At 56.5% G+C, this 16,700-nt stretch carries 17 protein-coding genes, 1 tRNA gene and 1 pseudogene; 3 read left to right on the forward strand and 16 right to left on the reverse strand.

Annotation, left to right across the window (positions count from 1 at the left end; translation table 11 throughout):
• On the forward strand, nucleotides 1-147 hold a 147-nt coding region (locus tag K290_RS36955), incomplete at its 5' end, for an ATP-binding protein (protein WP_161631257.1).
• 133 nt (nucleotides 148-280) lie between these two features.
• Here K290_RS36955 and K290_RS0131915 read toward each other — a convergent pair.
• From K290_RS0131915 to K290_RS0131935, 5 genes are all read right to left on the reverse strand, one after another.
• Nucleotides 281-811: a hypothetical protein gene (locus K290_RS0131915; RefSeq protein WP_154668702.1), complete on the reverse strand. Its 531-nt coding sequence runs from the start codon at nucleotides 809-811 to the stop codon at nucleotides 281-283.
• A gap of 301 nt (nucleotides 812-1,112) precedes the next feature.
• Nucleotides 1,113-2,075: a DUF4435 domain-containing protein gene (locus tag K290_RS0131920; protein ID WP_161631261.1), complete on the reverse strand. Its 963-nt coding sequence runs from the start codon at nucleotides 2,073-2,075 to the stop codon at nucleotides 1,113-1,115.
• Nucleotides 2,059-3,609 carry an AAA family ATPase gene (locus tag K290_RS0131925; RefSeq protein WP_028755268.1) on the reverse strand — a complete coding sequence of 517 codons (1,551 nt, stop codon included), beginning with the start codon at nucleotides 3,607-3,609 and terminating at the stop codon, nucleotides 2,059-2,061. The genes K290_RS0131920 and K290_RS0131925 overlap by 17 nt, the downstream gene beginning before the upstream one ends.
• A gap of 61 nt (nucleotides 3,610-3,670) precedes the next feature.
• Complete coding sequence (locus tag K290_RS0131930) at nucleotides 3,671-5,197, reverse strand: site-specific integrase (protein ID WP_065091562.1); 1,527 nt, start codon at nucleotides 5,195-5,197, stop codon at nucleotides 3,671-3,673.
• A gap of 288 nt (nucleotides 5,198-5,485) precedes the next feature.
• Nucleotides 5,486-5,561, reverse strand: a tRNA-Ile gene (locus tag K290_RS0131935).
• Nucleotides 5,562-5,725: 164 nt separating this feature from the next.
• On the opposite strand from K290_RS0131935, the gene K290_RS0131940 reads away from it, so the two are divergent.
• Nucleotides 5,726-6,469, forward strand: coding sequence for an SIMPL domain-containing protein (locus tag K290_RS0131940; protein ID WP_028755270.1), 744 nt, complete (start codon nucleotides 5,726-5,728; stop codon nucleotides 6,467-6,469).
• Nucleotides 6,470-6,597: 128 nt separating this feature from the next.
• Here the strand turns inward: K290_RS0131940 and K290_RS0131945 are convergent, their stop codons facing one another.
• The 4 genes from K290_RS0131945 to K290_RS0131960 form a co-directional block, all read right to left on the reverse strand.
• Nucleotides 6,598-6,936, reverse strand: coding sequence for a hypothetical protein (locus K290_RS0131945; protein WP_028755271.1), 339 nt, complete (start codon nucleotides 6,934-6,936; stop codon nucleotides 6,598-6,600).
• Between the two features lie 272 nt (nucleotides 6,937-7,208).
• The gene (locus K290_RS0131950) at nucleotides 7,209-7,514 is read right to left on the reverse strand and encodes a hypothetical protein (RefSeq protein ID WP_028755272.1); all 306 of its coding nucleotides are present in this window, start codon (nucleotides 7,512-7,514) and stop codon (nucleotides 7,209-7,211) included.
• A gap of 176 nt (nucleotides 7,515-7,690) precedes the next feature.
• On the reverse strand, nucleotides 7,691-8,128 hold the full coding sequence (locus K290_RS0131955) for a secondary thiamine-phosphate synthase enzyme YjbQ (RefSeq protein ID WP_028755273.1): 438 nt from the start codon (nucleotides 8,126-8,128) through the stop codon (nucleotides 7,691-7,693).
• A gap of 88 nt (nucleotides 8,129-8,216) precedes the next feature.
• On the reverse strand, nucleotides 8,217-8,570 hold the full coding sequence (locus tag K290_RS0131960) for a DUF1428 domain-containing protein (RefSeq protein WP_028755274.1): 354 nt from the start codon (nucleotides 8,568-8,570) through the stop codon (nucleotides 8,217-8,219).
• A gap of 180 nt (nucleotides 8,571-8,750) precedes the next feature.
• Here K290_RS0131960 and K290_RS0131965 point away from each other — a divergent pair, with 180 nt between their 5' ends.
• Nucleotides 8,751-9,143: a GNAT family N-acetyltransferase gene (locus K290_RS0131965; protein ID WP_028755275.1), complete on the forward strand. Its 393-nt coding sequence runs from the start codon at nucleotides 8,751-8,753 to the stop codon at nucleotides 9,141-9,143.
• Between the two features lie 113 nt (nucleotides 9,144-9,256).
• Here K290_RS0131965 and K290_RS0131970 read toward each other — a convergent pair whose 3' ends face one another.
• The 7 genes and pseudogenes from K290_RS0131970 to K290_RS0132000 all read right to left on the reverse strand — a co-directional run bounded on the left by K290_RS0131970 (nucleotide 9,257) and on the right by K290_RS0132000 (nucleotide 16,341).
• Nucleotides 9,257-10,486 (reverse strand): MFS transporter, encoded by a 1,230-nt coding sequence (locus K290_RS0131970; protein WP_028755276.1) that lies wholly within the window; start codon nucleotides 10,484-10,486, stop codon nucleotides 9,257-9,259.
• Between the two features lie 148 nt (nucleotides 10,487-10,634).
• Entirely contained in the window at nucleotides 10,635-11,327 is a 693-nt protein-coding gene (locus tag K290_RS0131975) for a B3/B4 domain-containing protein (protein ID WP_028755277.1), read from the reverse strand.
• A gap of 83 nt (nucleotides 11,328-11,410) precedes the next feature.
• Nucleotides 11,411-12,220 carry an AraC family transcriptional regulator gene (locus K290_RS0131980; protein WP_028755278.1) on the reverse strand — a complete coding sequence of 270 codons (810 nt, stop codon included), beginning with the start codon at nucleotides 12,218-12,220 and terminating at the stop codon, nucleotides 11,411-11,413.
• The gene (locus K290_RS0131985; RefSeq protein ID WP_028755279.1) at nucleotides 12,217-12,873 is read right to left on the reverse strand and encodes a glutathione S-transferase family protein; all 657 of its coding nucleotides are present in this window, start codon (nucleotides 12,871-12,873) and stop codon (nucleotides 12,217-12,219) included. Before K290_RS0131985 ends, K290_RS0131980 begins: the two co-directional genes overlap by 4 nt.
• Before the next feature lie 143 nt (nucleotides 12,874-13,016).
• Complete coding sequence (locus K290_RS0131990) at nucleotides 13,017-13,310, reverse strand: GYD domain-containing protein (RefSeq protein WP_028755280.1); 294 nt, start codon at nucleotides 13,308-13,310, stop codon at nucleotides 13,017-13,019.
• Between the two features lie 256 nt (nucleotides 13,311-13,566).
• Nucleotides 13,567-14,501: pseudogene (locus K290_RS35590) on the reverse strand (DMT family transporter).
• Nucleotides 14,502-14,661: 160 nt separating this feature from the next.
• Complete coding sequence (locus K290_RS0132000; RefSeq protein WP_028755281.1) at nucleotides 14,662-16,341, reverse strand: DUF930 domain-containing protein; 1,680 nt, start codon at nucleotides 16,339-16,341, stop codon at nucleotides 14,662-14,664.
• Nucleotides 16,342-16,700 lie beyond the last annotated feature (359 nt).

Here is a 16,700-nt window from a genome sequence, read left to right on the forward strand (position 1 = left end):
GATCGCTGGTGGGAAATTATTGCAAACCCCACACTCGCCGATGCCATATTGGACCGCCTCGTTCACAACGCCTATCGCATCGATCTCACCGGCGAAAGCATGCGAAAACAGCGTTCGCCAATAGCGTCCGAAACACTCCAAGCTTGACCTGAAACGAAACCCAACCCAACATCAACGGGACCCAGGATCAGTCCGAAAAATGGCCGGCTTCAAATCGGAACGGCGGCCGGAATGAAATCGGAATGACTGGCCGGCTTCAAATCGGAATCGATGGCCGGCTTCATCGGAATACGCACCGCTCCGACAGATCCGACGCCTGCCCGCGAGCATGAGCCTCAGCGTCGCGCTCGGCCGCCGTCGCACGCGTGAACTCGATGCCCCGGTACAAAGCTTCGACGTGATATTTCTTGCGGGCTTCGTACGCCCATTTCGATATCCGTCGAGATAGCGCCCGGATGACGCTGCGAAGATCACCGCCGACGGGGACCGGCTCGGCGCACGTCATGACGGCGTAACGGAAATAACGCGAATTCGGATGCCCGGAGATGAACAGCTTCAGCCCGTTGACAATCGGACGACGGTCGCGCCCGGCGACGGTTGGAAGGAACCGCACGGCGCGGTAGACGCGCTGGTGCTCGACAACACCCGTCACAGCTCCGATCATCGTGAGATCGCCGTCGAGAGTAACGTTCACGCCCGCGCGCAGGAGCGCTTCGGCGATGCATTCCGTCTGTTGGTCCAGCATCTTCGTCGCGGCCTGTCGCTTCGCCCAAACGAAGGGGTCGAGCCGCCACGCGGCATTCGAACGCATGACAACGCCGTGCGTCGTGTGCGACGGGACGGCGACGGATGTCTCAAGCTGAGCGGCAGCGGCGGCAGCACGTTTGCCTATGCCCTGCGGGACTCTGTCAACAAATTTGGCTGGCTGGGTAGGGTTCGGCGCGGCGTCGGACTGGTCATATCCGAGCCGGGGGCTCAAACGACCGTCAACGGCGGCTTTACATTTTCAACGGCATCGTTCAGCATTTGAGAACATCTCCGAAAAACCGCCGCGAGGGTTGCGAGCCCGTTGACCGGCGGTTTTTCAATGCTCAGGTTCGGCCCTGATTAGGTCAAGCCGTTTTTTCAACCGGCTGCACTGGAGGTCGCATCGAATTAATGAATTCGCTCAAACCGGCCGGATGCGTCGATCGCGATGCCATGGTTCCCAACGTAATCTCGGCGACCTTCGCATTGGATGTCCTGACGATATCCTTGAAAAAGACAGGTTCATCTGCCGAATAGTCCTTCGCCAACTCTTTGAGCCACCGCTCGAAAAATTTTAGAATAAATTTGCCCCTAAATCTCTCAGCTCTTGTTAGTCCCCGGAAGTCTTCTTCAACGGAATTAATCTCGTCCTGTGTCGGCTCCCTATTCAGCTTGATTATCTCAGATGGAGGCGAGGAAATTGCTTTCACCTCTAAAAGACTAACTTCAGCGATTGAATTTAATTTTTCAGGAATTGCCGGAATATGTATATTAAGCTTTCTACCTTTGTAGATTCGAAAGTTTATACATTCCGTAGCATCAAGAAATTGTTCAAATACCCCCTCGAAATGCTTCGTTATTTCGGCTCGAACTTTGGGCTTCCCATGACAGTGAAATTCATTGATAAGAAACAGATCAAGCACTTCTCTCGAAACTAGATAGTTTTCCACCGAGTACATATCAGTAATGAAAGTGTTATGGTGCGCTGCGAAGCCCCCTAGATCATCAAAGTCTCGATCAATAAAAAAATATATCCCGGACGACAGATTGTTTTTATCCCGAAGGACGACGTCACGAAGATTTAAAACCTTCTTTTTTCCTCGCTGCGGAAGAGGTTCATAATCAAAATCAGGATTTATCCTGTTAATCCATTGAAAGTATACTATCTTATCTTCATCGCCTTCGAAAACCAGTATTACTGACTCTGGTAGGTCGCTGCGGATGTTGACCAGTTCATGCTTGAGGACGGCATCCCTATCTTTGGCGTCCTTCATCTCTTCGAGGTATTCGTCTTCCACTATCGCTAAACCTTCACGCAATTTCGTCATCATCAAGTCCGACAGGCGAAAGGGACTCCAGATCGAGAGAGAGGGTCAACGACTTCGCATACGGCTCGAGGGCGTTGTCAAATATGAAGGGCGAATGTGTTATCGCAATCACTTGTTGGCACAGCGGAGCGGAGATGACGTCTGGAAGGATCTGTCGCTGCCAATTGAGCGACATTGAAAGTTCAGGCTCATCAATCAGGACGATTTTATTTTTTTCATAAAGGTACAGTTTCGCAAACAGCGAAACCATTTGCTTCTCGCCTGATGAGAGGGAATCCAGCGGGATCTTCCGCTCCGACGCGACACTCTCAGCATGCACCTTCAAGTTGCGTCGAGTTAGCCTAAGAACTTTGCCGTCTGCGCGTTGTGATTTAACCTTGGGGTGACGCTCCTTCCGGGGCGTGGCACTGTCATCAGGGCCGGCAAGATAGTTATTGCAAATTGAAATGAACTCCTCGACACGCAATTCTATGTCTCTAGTCGAGTTAATTACTGTATATAATTTTCCCAAAAAGTATCGCAGCGTTTTTCTTGAAACGAAATCAAGTTCTTCTCCTCCATAGATCTTTTCAATATTGGGGATCACGACGTCATGATATGGGCCGATGCGTCTGCCCCCCTCCTTTAACCGGGAGAAAAATAGCTCCAAGGATTCTCTATCTGGCAAGTTATTCGAAGAAAAATCGTCCCGTTCAAAGGTGCCGTCGATCAGTTCATTGATAATGTTTGCGCTGATCTGCCGATAGCCGATATTTGACTCACTTAGAATGGTCTGATTCAAGTCGGCGAGGCGCTCGTGAATATCGCTAAGGCCAAACTGAATATCGCTCCCGTATAAGCTGGACGATTGAGAAAACCGAAGTCTTGCCTTGCGAGATCGACCTCTATCACTTTGAAGCGGAAGCTCGACGCGACGAAATGTTGGAAGATATACAATCTCAATGTCCTTGAGAACTTCTTTGATCGATCTTTGAAGATTAAATAAAGTTGGAGTGTCAGAATATAGATTAGAAAGCAATCGTTGGCAGATATTAACTGCTTCGGAATAATTGTAGTTTGTTATTTTCCAAAGGGCGTTAAAGACCTTGTCCTCGTTGAGTGACGTGTGGTCGCCCCTTAAGACCGGAAAATCTTCAGCTATAAAGCGTCTCAAGGTAGTCACGTCAATCTCGGCCAATCTGGAGTATCGCGCGAGTTCACTGTCGCTCGAAACATCTGCAAGACTATCGATGTCGGATTTTGTGAGCGTAAGCTCTTCTTCAAGGCCTCGAAGGCGGCAACGAATTTTATCGAATTGCAAACCCTGAAGTCGGAAGAACTGACATTTTAAGAAGGCATCCAGAGCGCCTAGCAGTGTACTTTTTCCGGACCCATTCTTCGCGATCAGAATTGTCGCCGCGTACGGCGATTCCAATGAGATTGAGCGATACCCATACAGGCCTTCGATGCCGAAATACTCGACAAGAGATTTTTGTGATCCGAGGGCACTGACTTCGTCATCACTGAGCGTTTTTGCTTTGGGAAGAGCCGTCATTTTCAATCAACTTTTGCGTTTTTTGGTTCAAGCTTACCGTGACCATAAATTGCGAGTTACGCTATAAAGCTCCGTGGCCTTTTGCAAGCATGAAGGGTGAGAAATCCACGTCTTCAGGAGCAGGCATTGCCATGATCTTCCGGACTTCCGAAGCCTTAAGCGCTTTCGCCCCATAGTTCGCACTTACGCCGTTCAGGGCATGGCCGCATTGCTTGTCGGCCAGACGCTCCCCAACATTGTCACGGAGCCAGTCCTTGGCGCTGTGACGCAGGCTATGGAAGACTTGCCGTTGCGTCTCATGGATGCCAAGTGCCTCCATCCAGTTAGACATCTGCTTCTGGGCGGCGTCCGGTGGGTCGTTAGCCTTCTGGAAGCGTCCGAATACGAATCCGTCGCGGGACTGCACATTCTTCGCATACTCGATAAACCCGCTGTCGTGGAGCAGCGGATGAATGGCGACGATCCTCTTCGACGTCTTCGTTTTTGCCGGACGGTCGATCTCTCTCCCGTTGATCAGCAGCGGTTTCCGAAGGTCTATAACTTCGTTGCCTTCGACGTCGATAATGTCCGTTTTCTGAAGGTAGACCAACTCAGCCAGCCGCATGCCGGTCAGCAGCCCGACGAAGGGAAGCCAACTTTGGTGCGGCTTTTTCAACCGTTTCGAAGTCTTGGCGTCTCGAAGCCAGACGTTCACAGACTTTACCGCCAGCGGCTCGCGGTCGATAGAATCTTCGGCATCTTGCGGCATGGTTACGCGATAGGCTCCCATGTCCCGCAGCCCTGGCACACCGGCTGCCACCCGGCTCCAGATGTTTTTGACTTCCGACAGGTAGCTCGCAACGGTCGATTCCGACAGACATTTCTTCCGCTGGTCGGGTGGAAGCCTCGCGTTCTTTTCGCCTATCTCCCTTAGCGTCAGCCCACTAAAAATCGCGTACTTGGAGCGGTTCGGCGGAAGGCGTGCAAGAACAGTCGCGAAGTCCTGCATGTGGATCGGCAGGTAGTAGCTCAAAGGTTTGTCGCCGACGACGTCAAGGAAAGCTGCAAACGCGGTCTCCAGTCGCTCCTCGTACCGTGAGGCATCCTTGTCGTTGGGATTTACCGCAACTTTCCGGGCATCAAGAATGGAACGACCAGCCACGCTCAGTAGCGTCGTCGGCTTGAACGCCCTTTCATCGGCCTCAGACTCTTGGACTGGCTCCGGCGGCGCCGACGCTCGAAGCGCAGCCGGCGTAGCTATTTTGTTCTCGACACGACCGAGGATGCCGACGACTGTCTCGAACGTTGTCCGTTCAGCCTCCCACGCAGTTTTGTCCAATGCCAGCGCCTGCCCGATCCTGCCAAGTCTTTCTTGCAGGGCCACAAGTTGTTTTCTGTGTTCATGGCTATGGTGGTAACGATGGGGAATCGGTCCCGTCGGAATTGCTTCCAACTCAGTATGTTTTTCAGGGTGCCTATCGTACCACTCCGAGCGCTGGACGGCACTTAACGCCGACAACTTGGGACTAAGCAACGCTGCTTCCTTTTTAAGGTCCCTGAGCTCCGCAGACAGCGTTGCAAGCGTAGAAGTCAGGATTTCTCGTGTCATATCTGGATCTTCCAGCAAGGTTGTCGCGGCGCCGGCTAGGATTCGCGCTCGACGGCGAGCTTCCTGGATGGGAAGCGGGCCGAGCTTGACCCGGATGGGCGATTCTCCGATCTTTTCCCGGAAATTAACCGGAACCCGTTGCTGGAACGTGAATCCACATGACCGTCGCCATAGATACATACCAACCTCTTTTCGTAGGCCCGGCATGTGTACGGTCTGGCGTACAGCGGCGTGTACGTCAAAAATTGAGTGCCTAAAATTTTAAGGAAATTCAGCGCCTTAGGATGGTGGTGGGCCCGGAGGGACTCGAACCCCCAACCAAGCGGTTATGAGCCGCCGGCTCTAACCATTGAGCTACAGGCCCGGCACGATGAAAAATGACCGTGCATGCAGTGCCGGAGCAATGGTTCCCCGACCGCCGACTTGGCTCTAGCCCAATTCGTCTTTTCCCACAAGGGACTGCCGCAATACCTTCACAATCAATCCGCAAAAGCGAATCCCAAGGAAACACCAACCAAGGAATGAGCCATGCCTATGACGAAAACCAGAGATTTTATTTTTGCCGCTTTTCTCGGCACGACTCTCCTCGTGCCCGCCACCCATAGTTTCGCAGAGGAAGCAAAACCGCGCGAGCCGTTCATCACGGTCACCGGCGAGGGACATTCCGCAATCGCGCCGGACATGGCCGTCGTCACCCTCTCCGTCGTCAAACAGGCGAAAGCCGCACAGGATGCGCTCGATCAGAACAACAAGGCGATGGGCGCGGTGCTGGCGACGCTGAAGGATAGAGGCATTGCAGAGCGCGATCTTCAGACATCGGGCTTCTCGATCCAGCCGCAATATGACTATCAGAACGACAAGAACGGCCAGTCTTTGCCGCCGACGCTGACCGGCTATCAGGTGACCAACGGGCTGACAGTGCGCGTGCGGGATCTCTCCAAGCTCGGCGCCCTCCTCGACCAAACCATCAATCTCGGTATCAACCAGGGCGGCGATATTCAATTTACCAACGATAAGCCCGATGCTGCCCTGGAAGAGGCCCGGAAAAACGCGGTGGCCGATGCCACGGCGAAGGCAAAAACCTTGACCGATGCGGCGGGCGTCAAGCTCGGCCACCTCATTTCGATTAAGGAAGGTGCCATCGTTACGCCGCCGCAGCCCTATATGCGTCAATCCATGGCCATGGCATCTGCCGAAAAGGCGGTGCCGGTGGCAAGCGGCGAAAACACCTACAACGCCTCGGTCAGCATCACCTACGCAATCCAGCAATAGCCCAAAACAAAACCGCCCTTCGCTCAAATCCGATAGGACCGAGCAAAGGGCGGTTTCGTGGCCCCCGCCGATAAAGCGAAAGCGTCAGACGGTGGCCGTCGGACGCAATTGCGCGTCCGCAGACGATATCAGCGGCCGATCAGCGGGCAGCCACGAACATTGGCGAACATCATCGTGTCGGGACCACGGCGGCCGAAACCATCGACAATGACGCGGCGCGGCGTTACGTCGACCACGCGCGGGCGGTGCAGGCCGTAGCTGCGGGCAACATCCATGGCTTCGCGCGGGTCACAGCCACGACGCTCGTACCGCGGCGGCGGGATATCGTAATCCGGCGGTGGCGGCCGGTGCCGGCCCGGACCGATATAGATATCGACGCCCTGGGCGGAAGCATATCCCGTAGTCCCCGACAGCGCGGTAACGGCGACCGCGGCGGCGATCCCCAACTTTGCCAACAATTGCTTCATTTGTCCTCCATGGAACGAAAGGTGTTCCCTCGTGCGCTTGCAGCAGCTCCTGAGGGAATGTCTCGGGAGTAACGGCACGATAATGAACAAGTTCAGAATCAGCCGTTCATACGCTATTCAGGTACAATGAAAGCAAAAGCCAGACCAGTGGCCGACTCGCCGAACAACAGAAAATAAAAGCCGCCTTCATTTATGCGGACGACTTTCCTAATCTTGAGACATTGCCGCGGCAGCACGACGTAGAAGGCTCCGCCATCTGCCGCGGTTCGTCATCAGCGGCGAATCAGCGGACAACCCGGGACGTTGGCGAAAACGATGCGGTCCGGACCATGTCGGCCAAAACCGTCAACCACGACGCGGCGCGGCGTGATATTCTGGATTCGGGCGCGGCGCAGGCCCATGGCGCGAGCCTTCTGCACGGCTGTTATCGGCGAGCAAATGCGGCCGCGATGCGGATCGTAACGCACCTGATGAACGCTCGCTTGAAGATCGTTGGCCGAGGCAGCGGAAACGGTAGCGGAGACCGCGCCGAGCGTGATGAGGGCTGCAATGCCCGCCTTGGCGAAAACGCCGATCATGGATGTTTCTCCTTCAAGTCCTACTGCGGATCGTTGCAATCCCGAATTGGTTCGATACTTTGCCGACGCCTCGGGATTGAAGCCACATTAGGTCAGCCAAGCTGAACCGAGCGCGAATTGCTCATTCAGATTGCATTCAGCATAGTTGACGATCGGTTAACGGGAACTTCGCAGCGTCAGCTCGAAAGATGCAGCACGATTTCGCGCCGGTGCGGATGGTCGCGATGCTCGAAAAGGTAGATGCCCTGCCATGTGCCAAGCGCCAAACGGCCGCGCATGACCGGAATGCCGAATGACACCTGCGTCAACGCCGCCTTGATATGCGCGGGCATATCGTCGGGCCCCTCAGTCGTATGTACGATCCAGCGCATCGAAGGGTCTGAAGAAGGGGGCACGAGCCGGCGGAAGAAGGCGTTGAGATCTGTCTGCACGTCGGGATCGGCATTTTCCTGAATCAGCAGTGAGCAGGAGGTATGTCGGACGAAGACGGTCAGCAGGCCCTCACTTGATGCTGAGCCTGCCGAAGTCGCTGCGCGGACGAATTCCGCCGCTTGGTCCGTGAACTCGTAAAGCCCCTGGCCATGGGTCGACAGTGTAATGACGGTCTGCGGCATGGCATCTCCAGTTGCGATCGCAGCGATGCCCTTTGAGGTCGGCCGCAGCGGCCTGAAAGTCAAGCCCAGCCGCTGGGCCCAAGACAGATCAGAGCTGCAGAAAGATATCGAAGCCGCCATAGATCATACGCTTGCCATCGAAGGGCATATTCGCCATTTCGTCCTTCAGCCGCGGATCGGCCATGACCCTTTCCATCACGGCGTCGCGATGCTGGCGAGATTCATAGGTGATCCAGGAAAAGATCACGACCTCGTCTTCCTTGGCCAGAACGGAGCGGGGAAAGGATGTCAGCTCGCCATAGGGCACGTCGTCTCCGACAGATTCGACGTAGCTAAGCGCACCATATTCCTTCCAGACATCGCCGGACCTCCGCGCCAACGTCTTGTAAATTTCGATCTTGTCTTTCGGAACAGCAATAACAAAACCATCCACATAAGGCATAGCAATCTCCTCTGTTCTGTTTCCACCCCCAAAAGACGATTGACTATAGCGCGATCCGACATGGGATGCACTTTTCCATTCCGATCCTCTGATATCATCAGCCTTATGCCCCAATTGCATCCACTTGCTATGCGGATAAGCTTGGCACTGCAGTTTCAACGACAATGAACGAGGGACGTTATGACGATTGAATTCAGCATCGATCCCTATCCTGAAAACGGGGCACTCAACGCCTTGTGGGCTACGGCTTGGAACGAAGCCGCCGCGCGAGATTTCTCGGTCATTCTATCGAGGAGCCTCGCCCATATCGGCGCGTTCGACGGAGTGCGCCTGGTAGGATTCGTCAATGTAGCCTCCGATGGCGGCATACATGCCTTTATTCTCGATACCTGCGTCGCGCCGGAATTCCGTCGACAGGGGATAGCGACCCGACTTGTCGAAATGGCAACGAACGTTGCGCGCAAACGCGGCGCGGAGTGGCTGCATGTCGATTTCCAACCGCATCTCACCGGCTTCTATCGGAGCCTGGGCTTTACAGCGACAGAGGCCGGCTTGCTCAGGCTGCGCGGTTGACGTCGATGGCCTTTCAAGCAATTGCGTTGACCTGCGATATCAACCAGATGCGAAACAATGCAGCCGATGGATTTTGCAGGGCATTCGGCGGGTACAGCAGAAGCAAAGCCGCCTCATCCCTTGAGAGTCTTCACCTTGCTCAAATCCGGAAAAATCCGCATCCAGAGCAGCACAACCGCGATTGTGCCGAGGCCGCCGACAATGCCGGTGAGAACCGGGCCGAGCGCACTGGCGAGCATCCCCGATTCGAATTCGCCGAGCTGGTTGGACGTGCCGATGAACAGGGAATTCACGGCATTGACGCGGCCGCGCATGTTGTCCGGCGTCAGGATTTGCACCAGCGAACTGCGCACGACGACGCTGACTGTATCCGACGCGCCGACGATGAGCAGCGCTGCGACGGAGAGGATGATGTTGGTCGAGAGCGCGAAAATGACGGTGGCAACGCCAAAAACGAAAACGGCAAACAGCATTTTCTTGCCGACATCCGTTTGCAGCGGTCGGCGCGCCAGCCAGATCGACATGACCAAAGCACCGATTGCGGGTGCGGCGCGCAGGAGTCCGAGACCCCAAGGCCCGGCATGCAGGATATCGCGCGCAAACATCGGCAGCAGCGCCGTGGCGCCGCCGAGCAGCACGGCAAAGAGATCGAGCGAGATCGTGCCCATCATCACCGGCCTACTCCTGATGAAGGAGACGCCGGCAAAAACCGAACTCAATGTCACGGGCTCCCGCGACGATGGCTGCCGTCGTTCGACGCAGATCGAAATGACATTGAGGCTCGCGATGACATACAGCACCGCAGACACTGCGAAAGGTGCAATCGGGCTGACTCCATAGAGCAGGCCGCCGAGCGACGGTCCGATGATGAAGGCGGTCTGCATCATCGACGTGGAGGTCGCGATGGCCATCTGCAACATCGACGGCGGCACGATATTCGGTAGAAGAGCCGCCATGGTCGGACGTTCGAAGGCAGTGGCAGCGCCCATGACGGCGACTGCAGCAAGGATGCCGGCCGGGCCGATCCAGTGTTGCCAAACGGCGATTGCAAGCACCAGCGCCGTCAAAGCCTCGATCAACTGGCAGGCTAGGCCAATGCGTCGGCGGTCAAACCTGTCAGCAACATGACCGACGATGAAGGTCAGGATCACCATCGGCAAAAATTGGCAGAATCCGACGAGGCCAAGGGAGAAGGCGCTATGCGTCTGATCGTAGATCATCCAGCCCATGGCAACGGTCACCGATTGGAAACCGATCGAGGAAAAGACGCGAGAGGCAGCGAAGGAACGATATCCGGGATGGCCGAGCACGGTTGCCCGGCCTTGGCTTTGTAGGGTGTCCATATGTCTTTCTTCGGCTTCAGGCGCAGCGCCCGGAGCAGGATTTATCAGCAATATGAAATATCTATTGGGTTCCCTGCTCTGCCCGAATACCGCGCTTGTCAATCGCATTTTTGTTTCCGACCGCCAATTAACGCCGAAAGCTGAAGACCTACAGATCAAATCGTGGTGAAGAGCAACTGAGCACCTTCGTCTTGGCCTGGATCGACCATACGGCAGTAAGTTCTGCGACAAGGGTCGCGACCAATCCCGGAACATCACCGCCGGCCGCCTCATGCATGGCTTCGGCAACGATCAGCACGGATCGCGTATCGTCGCGAACGGCGGAGAGGCCGCTTTGACGATTGGTCCAGCGCCGCGCATGCGCCTGGTCGGCACCATCGGCAAAGATCACCTCGCGCGGCTCCGGATGTTCCGTTTCACCGGCGAAGGTCAGATAAGTTTCGCTGCCGGTCGCATGCCTGACTTCGAGATCGCCGGAAATTTTCGCAAGATCGAAAACAGCAATGGGAACGGCGAAAGCAATCGAGATCGCGTTGCAGAGATCGACAAGCGGATGCAATAGCGGCAACGATTTCTCCTGGCGGAATCTCCTGAGCAAAGCCTCGGAAGCGCAGCGATATTGCGTGGGCTTCAGCCCCATTTTCGAGAAAGTGCGCCGCCACGCTTGGATTTCCGGCATCTCACCCTCTGAACTGCCCGTCAGCCGCTTTTCGGCGATCGCATGGAACTTCGCGATACGATCGGTAATCGCAACATCCACAGTGATCCCTTCCACGAAGAGTGCGCCGGGGACCAAGTCGGGGAATTCGTTCCACATCTCATTCGAATGGCGGAAATACATGGCTTTTCCTTCTGTGGTTCTGATTTGGAGCAGAAGAAAACCTCGGAGCCTGCCGCCGGTCTTGAACGAAATTGCAGATGCGTTCAGCGCTTCGTGTCGGCATAGGTGCGTGGCGACACACCGAAATTGCGCACGAAGATCCGGGTCATGTGGCTTTGATCGGCAAATCCGCTGGCAAGCGCCGCCTCCGCCAGCGGCATGCCCCCGGCGATTAGTCGCCGCGCGCGAAGGATGCGGCGCTGAAGTAGGTAAGTGTGCGGCGTGAGCCCGGTTGCCTTGGCAAACCCGCGCAAGAGCTGGAAACGGCTGAGCCCGCTTACCTCGGCAAGATCGGCCAACGTCACCGATGCTGCCGGATCATCATCCATGAGGTTGCGAGCGCGCATGATCGCCGCAGGAGCGCCGGCACTCCTATCCGCTTGCCGCTGCTCCCGCATCACGTTCGCAACAAGCGATAACAACAGTCCATTCCGCCGCAGCGCCGTTTCCGGGCTGCCTTGAGTGGTCACTATCGAAAACAGTGCTTTGAATCGCGCCGCGATCTGCCCGTCTTGAATGACGGGAGAGGGAAATTCCCCTTCCCCGCTACGACCTTCGCCGACGTCGCTTAGAAGATCTGTCATCAGCCGTGGATCGAAATAGAGCATCGACCAAGCCCGGCTCTCGCCAACCGGCATGCCGTCATGCACCTCGTTTGGATTGAGAGTGATGACATCGCCTGCCTCAGCCCGTACCATGCCACGCCCGCTCAGCGATACCTGCGCGCCGCGCTCGATGACGCCAATGCCGAACTGATCATGCGTATGCTTGGGAAAGCTATGTCCGGTCTCCGCTGCCACGGCTTCCACGCCGGCAATGGAAGAGCGAAGCATCCTGAACTGGCCTGACCTCATGCGTGCCGCCCTTCCGGCCTGCTGAAATTGGTCATGCTGACGCTCGGCCGGACAGCGATACGCGACCACCATGACGCCAATTTCGGATGATGCTCGATCATCTCGCGTCCTTCCGGCGCCATGAGAAAATAGTCGAACATCGGCGCCACATAGAGATCGGCAAGCGTCTGCTCCGGACCACAAAACCAGGGAGTGTAGCCGATCAGGTCGGAAAGAGCGGCAAGGCTGATTGCGGCTTTGGACAGGCTTGCGGCAATCCGCTCTTCGTCGGCGGCAATGCCTTTGGCCGGCTTGAAGACCCGTTCTACGCAAATGCCCCAAACGAGATGAGGATAGAGATATCCGTCGGCAATGCTGACGATCTGGTTCATCCGCGCCCGCTGCCGAGGCGCAACCGGCTGCAGGCGCGGCCCATCGAACACCTCATCGACATAGCGTGTGATCGCAGCCGTCTCATAGAGCCGAAAATCACCGTGCTCGAAAGCCGGAATGAGCCCGAACGGATGCCGCTCGAGATAGGATGCCGGCGGCCCGCCCTCAGCGAAAACATCTATCGGCACCCTCTCGTGCTCGACGCCTTTCTCGAGCAACGCAAGCCGGGCAATTCGCACGTAGACGCTATAATCCGCGCCAAAGAGACAAGGCTTTTCCATATCGCAACGCCATTCCGTTCATCAGCCGGCATCTTTTCGAAGTCGGCCGTCGCGGTCAATGGCGACACGGCTGGCCACATCTTCCATATACCCGGTCAACAGCCGCTGACCGGGTTTCAGCAGTGACAAAATAGCCCCCAACGCTATCCCAAGGACGCCATGATTTCGCGATAGGCGGCCTCGGGAAAAGCCTTCAGCGTGCGCGAGCGCACGTTGCCGCCCATCCCAAGCGTCAAGGCGAAGCGCGCCATCACTGCGTCATCGGGCGCCTCACAGACGGCAACCATGTCGTGATCGCCCATGGTCAAAAAAAAGTGCTTGAACGAACCGCCCATCTCCTGCAACTGCTTCTTGGCAGCATCCAGCCGCCGCGGCGACTCCTTTACGCTACGCACTCCTTGGTCGGTCCAATTGAGCAGAACGATATAAGTGGTCATCCCACACCTCCTCCGCTGCGTCGCGCATCCATTGAGACGAGCAGGCAGATGACGCAGTAACGGTTTGATCCACGCGTAAGCCCCTGGAAAAACCATCCCAGTTTTCGGAACTACGCGCCACCACCCCGGTGTTTCGGGCCCCGTCCCGTCAATGCAGGTCGCGCTCAACAACCATAGGCTTGTCACCTCATGGCGACAATAAACCTAATCCCCATTCATTCGGGTGACGCGGCGATGGGATCGCAGGCGAGGCACATCATTTCTCTGATGTCTCGGCCGTTAGGGCGCCTTGGGTATTGGCCGCAACAACGGCGGCCGGCAGGCGGTCCCCCGTTTGCGCTCCCGCGCTAGCGTCAACAGTCCGGAAAAAATGATGAGTACGATGCCGAGCGCCATCGCCAGGTCGATGCTGTCATTGAACAGCAGATAGCCGAAACCGATCGCCCAAATCATTTGGCTGTATTGGGGCGGCGCGACGAGATTGGCGGGGGCCAACTGCGCTGCTCTCATCAGCAGAACTGTGCCGGCGGCGCCGAGAAGGCCGTAGCTCGCCAGGAATATCCATTGCCACGCCGCTGGCCACGTCATCTCCTGCAGCATCAGCAATCCACTGACAATGAGCGTGCCGAACAACACCGCACCATAAAGCGAGATGCGCTTTTCCTTCGAGCCGAGAGCGCGATTGATGACGATCGAGACGGCCCCGCTCAAGCCGCCGATCGCCGCGCAGAGATGGCCGATCGAAAGCTCGCGAAAGCCCGGCCGCAGCACGATGAGCACGCCGACAAAACCGAGGATGACCGCGGTCCAACGCTGCCAGCGCACGTCCTCCTTGAGGAAGATGACGGAAAGAATAGTAACGAAGGAAGGCAGCAGGAACAGGAGCGCAAAAGCCTCTGCCATTGTCAGCTCGGTGAAAGCCACGATCGAACATATGGTGCCGATCGCGCCACAAACGAAGCGCAGCATCCACAACGGCCGGTTCGTCGTCTTGACGATATCGAGCCAATTATCCCCTCGCCTCTTCAGAAACGGAATGGCCGCAAAACCGAACAGCGCGCCGATGAAGGCCACCTGGTAGGACGGCAGCGTCCCATGCAATACCTTGATCGACGCGTCACTGAACGCGAAAACGGCATAGGATGCGAACGCCACGAGGACGCCACGCAGTGTTGAATGGCCAGCGGCCATCGAATTGGAATTGGCTGTGAATCGTTGTCATTGGAGTTGGACTGCGAAGGGAGGACACTGAATCAAATAGATAGAGTGAATTGTATGATGAAATGGGCCGAATTTCGATCGGGCACAGGGATAAATTATTGTTTCAAGCTGATGAGGCGAGTGTCGTCCATCAATTGCTCGGAACACCCAGTTTCTCCAGCCGACTTGCAGGAACGCGCCCCTTGACGGCATAGGAGAAAGCGGCAACCTTCAAAGCATCCTCATCAACCTGGCATTTGAATTGAACCTGTTGCCATCCTTTGGACGTTTGAATTGCAACGCCATCACCATACAATCCGGTCGGGGAAATCATCGCGGGCGAAAGAGCAGAATTTATAAAGCCGACGGCGTGTAGCTCATGCCCGAACTGCAGCTTTTCCTCGCTGTTGCAAAGTTGCCTGACACGCTCGAGCCGCGGCAGCTTTTTCCAGGCGTCCAGCTCGTCCTTCGACATGCGCGCCATTTCCGTGCCGGAGTAGAAACGCTTCGCCTGGATGAATTTACCCTGTTGACCGCCGGTTTTGTCTCCTGACTTTTGCTGCGTCTGCGACGGATCGGATATCGATGCCTGTTGTGTACCGTCCGCTGACGACGGCTGCTGCTGCGGCCGAGGTTGAGGTTCGGGAACGAAGGTGGTTCCAGCCGTTGGGTCGCTGGCGCCGCCCGAGATCGATTGATCCTGCGATTGTTGCTGCGGCAGAGCGCCACCGGTCGTCGGAACGGCGACATCCGACGCGACCTTGGGATCGGCCGCAGCCTGCTGCTGCGAATTCTGGTCTACCTGCCCTTCGGCGGTCTTCGCTTGTCCCGCAATGGGATCAGACGCCGCTCCGTCTTTTTGATCCGCCTGCGTGCCGGCTTGATCCGTCGAAGGCTTGTCCGGCTCCATAACCTGGGTATCGGACGCCTGGTCCGTCGCCAGCTCCTGCGGCGTCGGCATTGACGCCGGATCGCTGGAATTCGGATCGGTCGCGGATGTTGCGGCATCGGGCTTGGCGGCCTTCGCCTCCGCATCGGCCTTTGCTACCTCCTGTGCCTGTTGCTGCTGTGAAGCGGCATCGCTTGCGGGCGGTGTCACATCCGCCTGCGGCTGCACGTTGGCCTCCGCCGCAACCTGCGAGGCCGAAGCATCCAGCGCCGGTTGATCAGCAGTTTGCTGTTGCGGCTGGGTATTCGCGTCCTTGGTTTGCGGTGTCTGGTCCGGCTTCTGTGCCTCCGTCGCCGGATCGGAATTGGGCGGCGTTTGGTCTTGCTGCTGCGCCTGTGCGTGATCGCCTGTCTGGTCTTGCGGCTTAGCCTGATCATCGGCCGGTGTCGGCGACGGCGTATCACTCGGCTGTGGCTGCGCGTCAGCCTGCTGCGTGGCCGGTGACGGCTGATCGGCCTTTACATCCGCAGGCTTATCCGCCTGCGCCGGCTCTTGCGATTTGGCGTTTTGCTCCTGCGCATTAGGATCGGGACCCTTCTCAGTCTTCGTCTTGCTCTTGTCACTCAGCTTGTCGGCGGTCTGCTCGCCTTCCGTCTTGTCGGTGGATGCGGCCTTTTCCTTCGAAGGATCTTTCTGATCTGGTCTAGGCGTCGGCGTCGGCAAACGGCCGGATCGCTGCTCCTGTGGCTTGGCGGCATTTTGTGCCTGCTCCTTCGGCTGCGGCACCATCTCGACATTGATGCTGTCTTCCGGCTGCGGTATCGGCATCGCCACCACCGGCAGCAGGAAAAGCGCCGCGAAAAACAGGATATGCAGCAGGATCGAAGGGATCAGTCCCCATCGACGCTCATCCGGCTTCCGCTGTTCGGCGACGCGCTCCATCGGTCAGCGGCCGCAAGGCTGACGACACAGGACAGACGGAGAAGCGCTCAACAATTTCATCCAAACCTTACCGAACAAACGACATCCCCAGATGCCTAGATTCCCGACATATGGTGTTAAACATCAAGGCCAGAAAGAGGCAGCCGAGAAATTGACGACCGTCAGTCTGACCACAGCTCCGCAGTGCCCGGAAAACAAACCTGCGTGATCCCAGGCAAGGTCTCGGGGAAGCCCCTCGCAACACGCTAACATATAACGCGGTCCCTTTAGAGCGTTTCTGATTTTATTTGAATCGCGGATTCCCTTTTGTTGTCGAATGTGATTCAAGATGCTGGCTGAGAGGAGGTCAGCATCGATGG

Origin of the sequence: Rhizobium leucaenae USDA 9039 (assembly GCF_000426285.1) — a bacterium.
Classification (GTDB): Bacteria; Pseudomonadota; Alphaproteobacteria; order Rhizobiales; family Rhizobiaceae; genus Rhizobium; species Rhizobium leucaenae.

Bases quoted from the DNA above. Each gene is read 5' to 3' on its own strand.
- K290_RS0131965 (WP_028755275.1), top strand. From the start codon at position 8,751: ATGACGATTGAATTCAGCATCGATCCCTATCCTGAAAACGGGGCACTC.
- K290_RS0131985 (WP_028755279.1), bottom strand. From the start codon at position 12,873: ATGGAAAAGCCTTGTCTCTTTGGCGCGGATTATAGCGTCTACGTGCGA.
- K290_RS0131915 (WP_154668702.1), bottom strand. From the start codon at position 811: ATGCGTTCGAATGCCGCGTGGCGGCTCGACCCCTTCGTTTGGGCGAAG.
- K290_RS0131955 (WP_028755273.1), bottom strand. From the start codon at position 8,128: ATGCCGCAGACCGTCATTACACTGTCGACCCATGGCCAGGGGCTTTAC.
- K290_RS0131975 (WP_028755277.1), bottom strand. From the start codon at position 11,327: ATGTATTTCCGCCATTCGAATGAGATGTGGAACGAATTCCCCGACTTG.
- K290_RS0131920 (WP_161631261.1), bottom strand. From the start codon at position 2,075: ATGACGAAATTGCGTGAAGGTTTAGCGATAGTGGAAGACGAATACCTC.
- K290_RS0131925 (WP_028755268.1), bottom strand. From the start codon at position 3,609: ATGACGGCTCTTCCCAAAGCAAAAACGCTCAGTGATGACGAAGTCAGT.
- K290_RS0131930 (WP_065091562.1), bottom strand. From the start codon at position 5,197: ATGACACGAGAAATCCTGACTTCTACGCTTGCAACGCTGTCTGCGGAG.
- K290_RS0131980 (WP_028755278.1), bottom strand. From the start codon at position 12,220: ATGAGGTCAGGCCAGTTCAGGATGCTTCGCTCTTCCATTGCCGGCGTG.
- K290_RS0131950 (WP_028755272.1), bottom strand. From the start codon at position 7,514: ATGATCGGCGTTTTCGCCAAGGCGGGCATTGCAGCCCTCATCACGCTC.
- K290_RS0131940 (WP_028755270.1), top strand. From the start codon at position 5,726: ATGCCTATGACGAAAACCAGAGATTTTATTTTTGCCGCTTTTCTCGGC.
- K290_RS0131970 (WP_028755276.1), bottom strand. From the start codon at position 10,486: ATGGACACCCTACAAAGCCAAGGCCGGGCAACCGTGCTCGGCCATCCC.
- K290_RS0131960 (WP_028755274.1), bottom strand. From the start codon at position 8,570: ATGCCTTATGTGGATGGTTTTGTTATTGCTGTTCCGAAAGACAAGATC.
- K290_RS0132000 (WP_028755281.1), bottom strand. From the start codon at position 16,341: ATGGAGCGCGTCGCCGAACAGCGGAAGCCGGATGAGCGTCGATGGGGA.
- K290_RS0131945 (WP_028755271.1), bottom strand. From the start codon at position 6,936: ATGAAGCAATTGTTGGCAAAGTTGGGGATCGCCGCCGCGGTCGCCGTT.
- K290_RS0131990 (WP_028755280.1), bottom strand. From the start codon at position 13,310: ATGACCACTTATATCGTTCTGCTCAATTGGACCGACCAAGGAGTGCGT.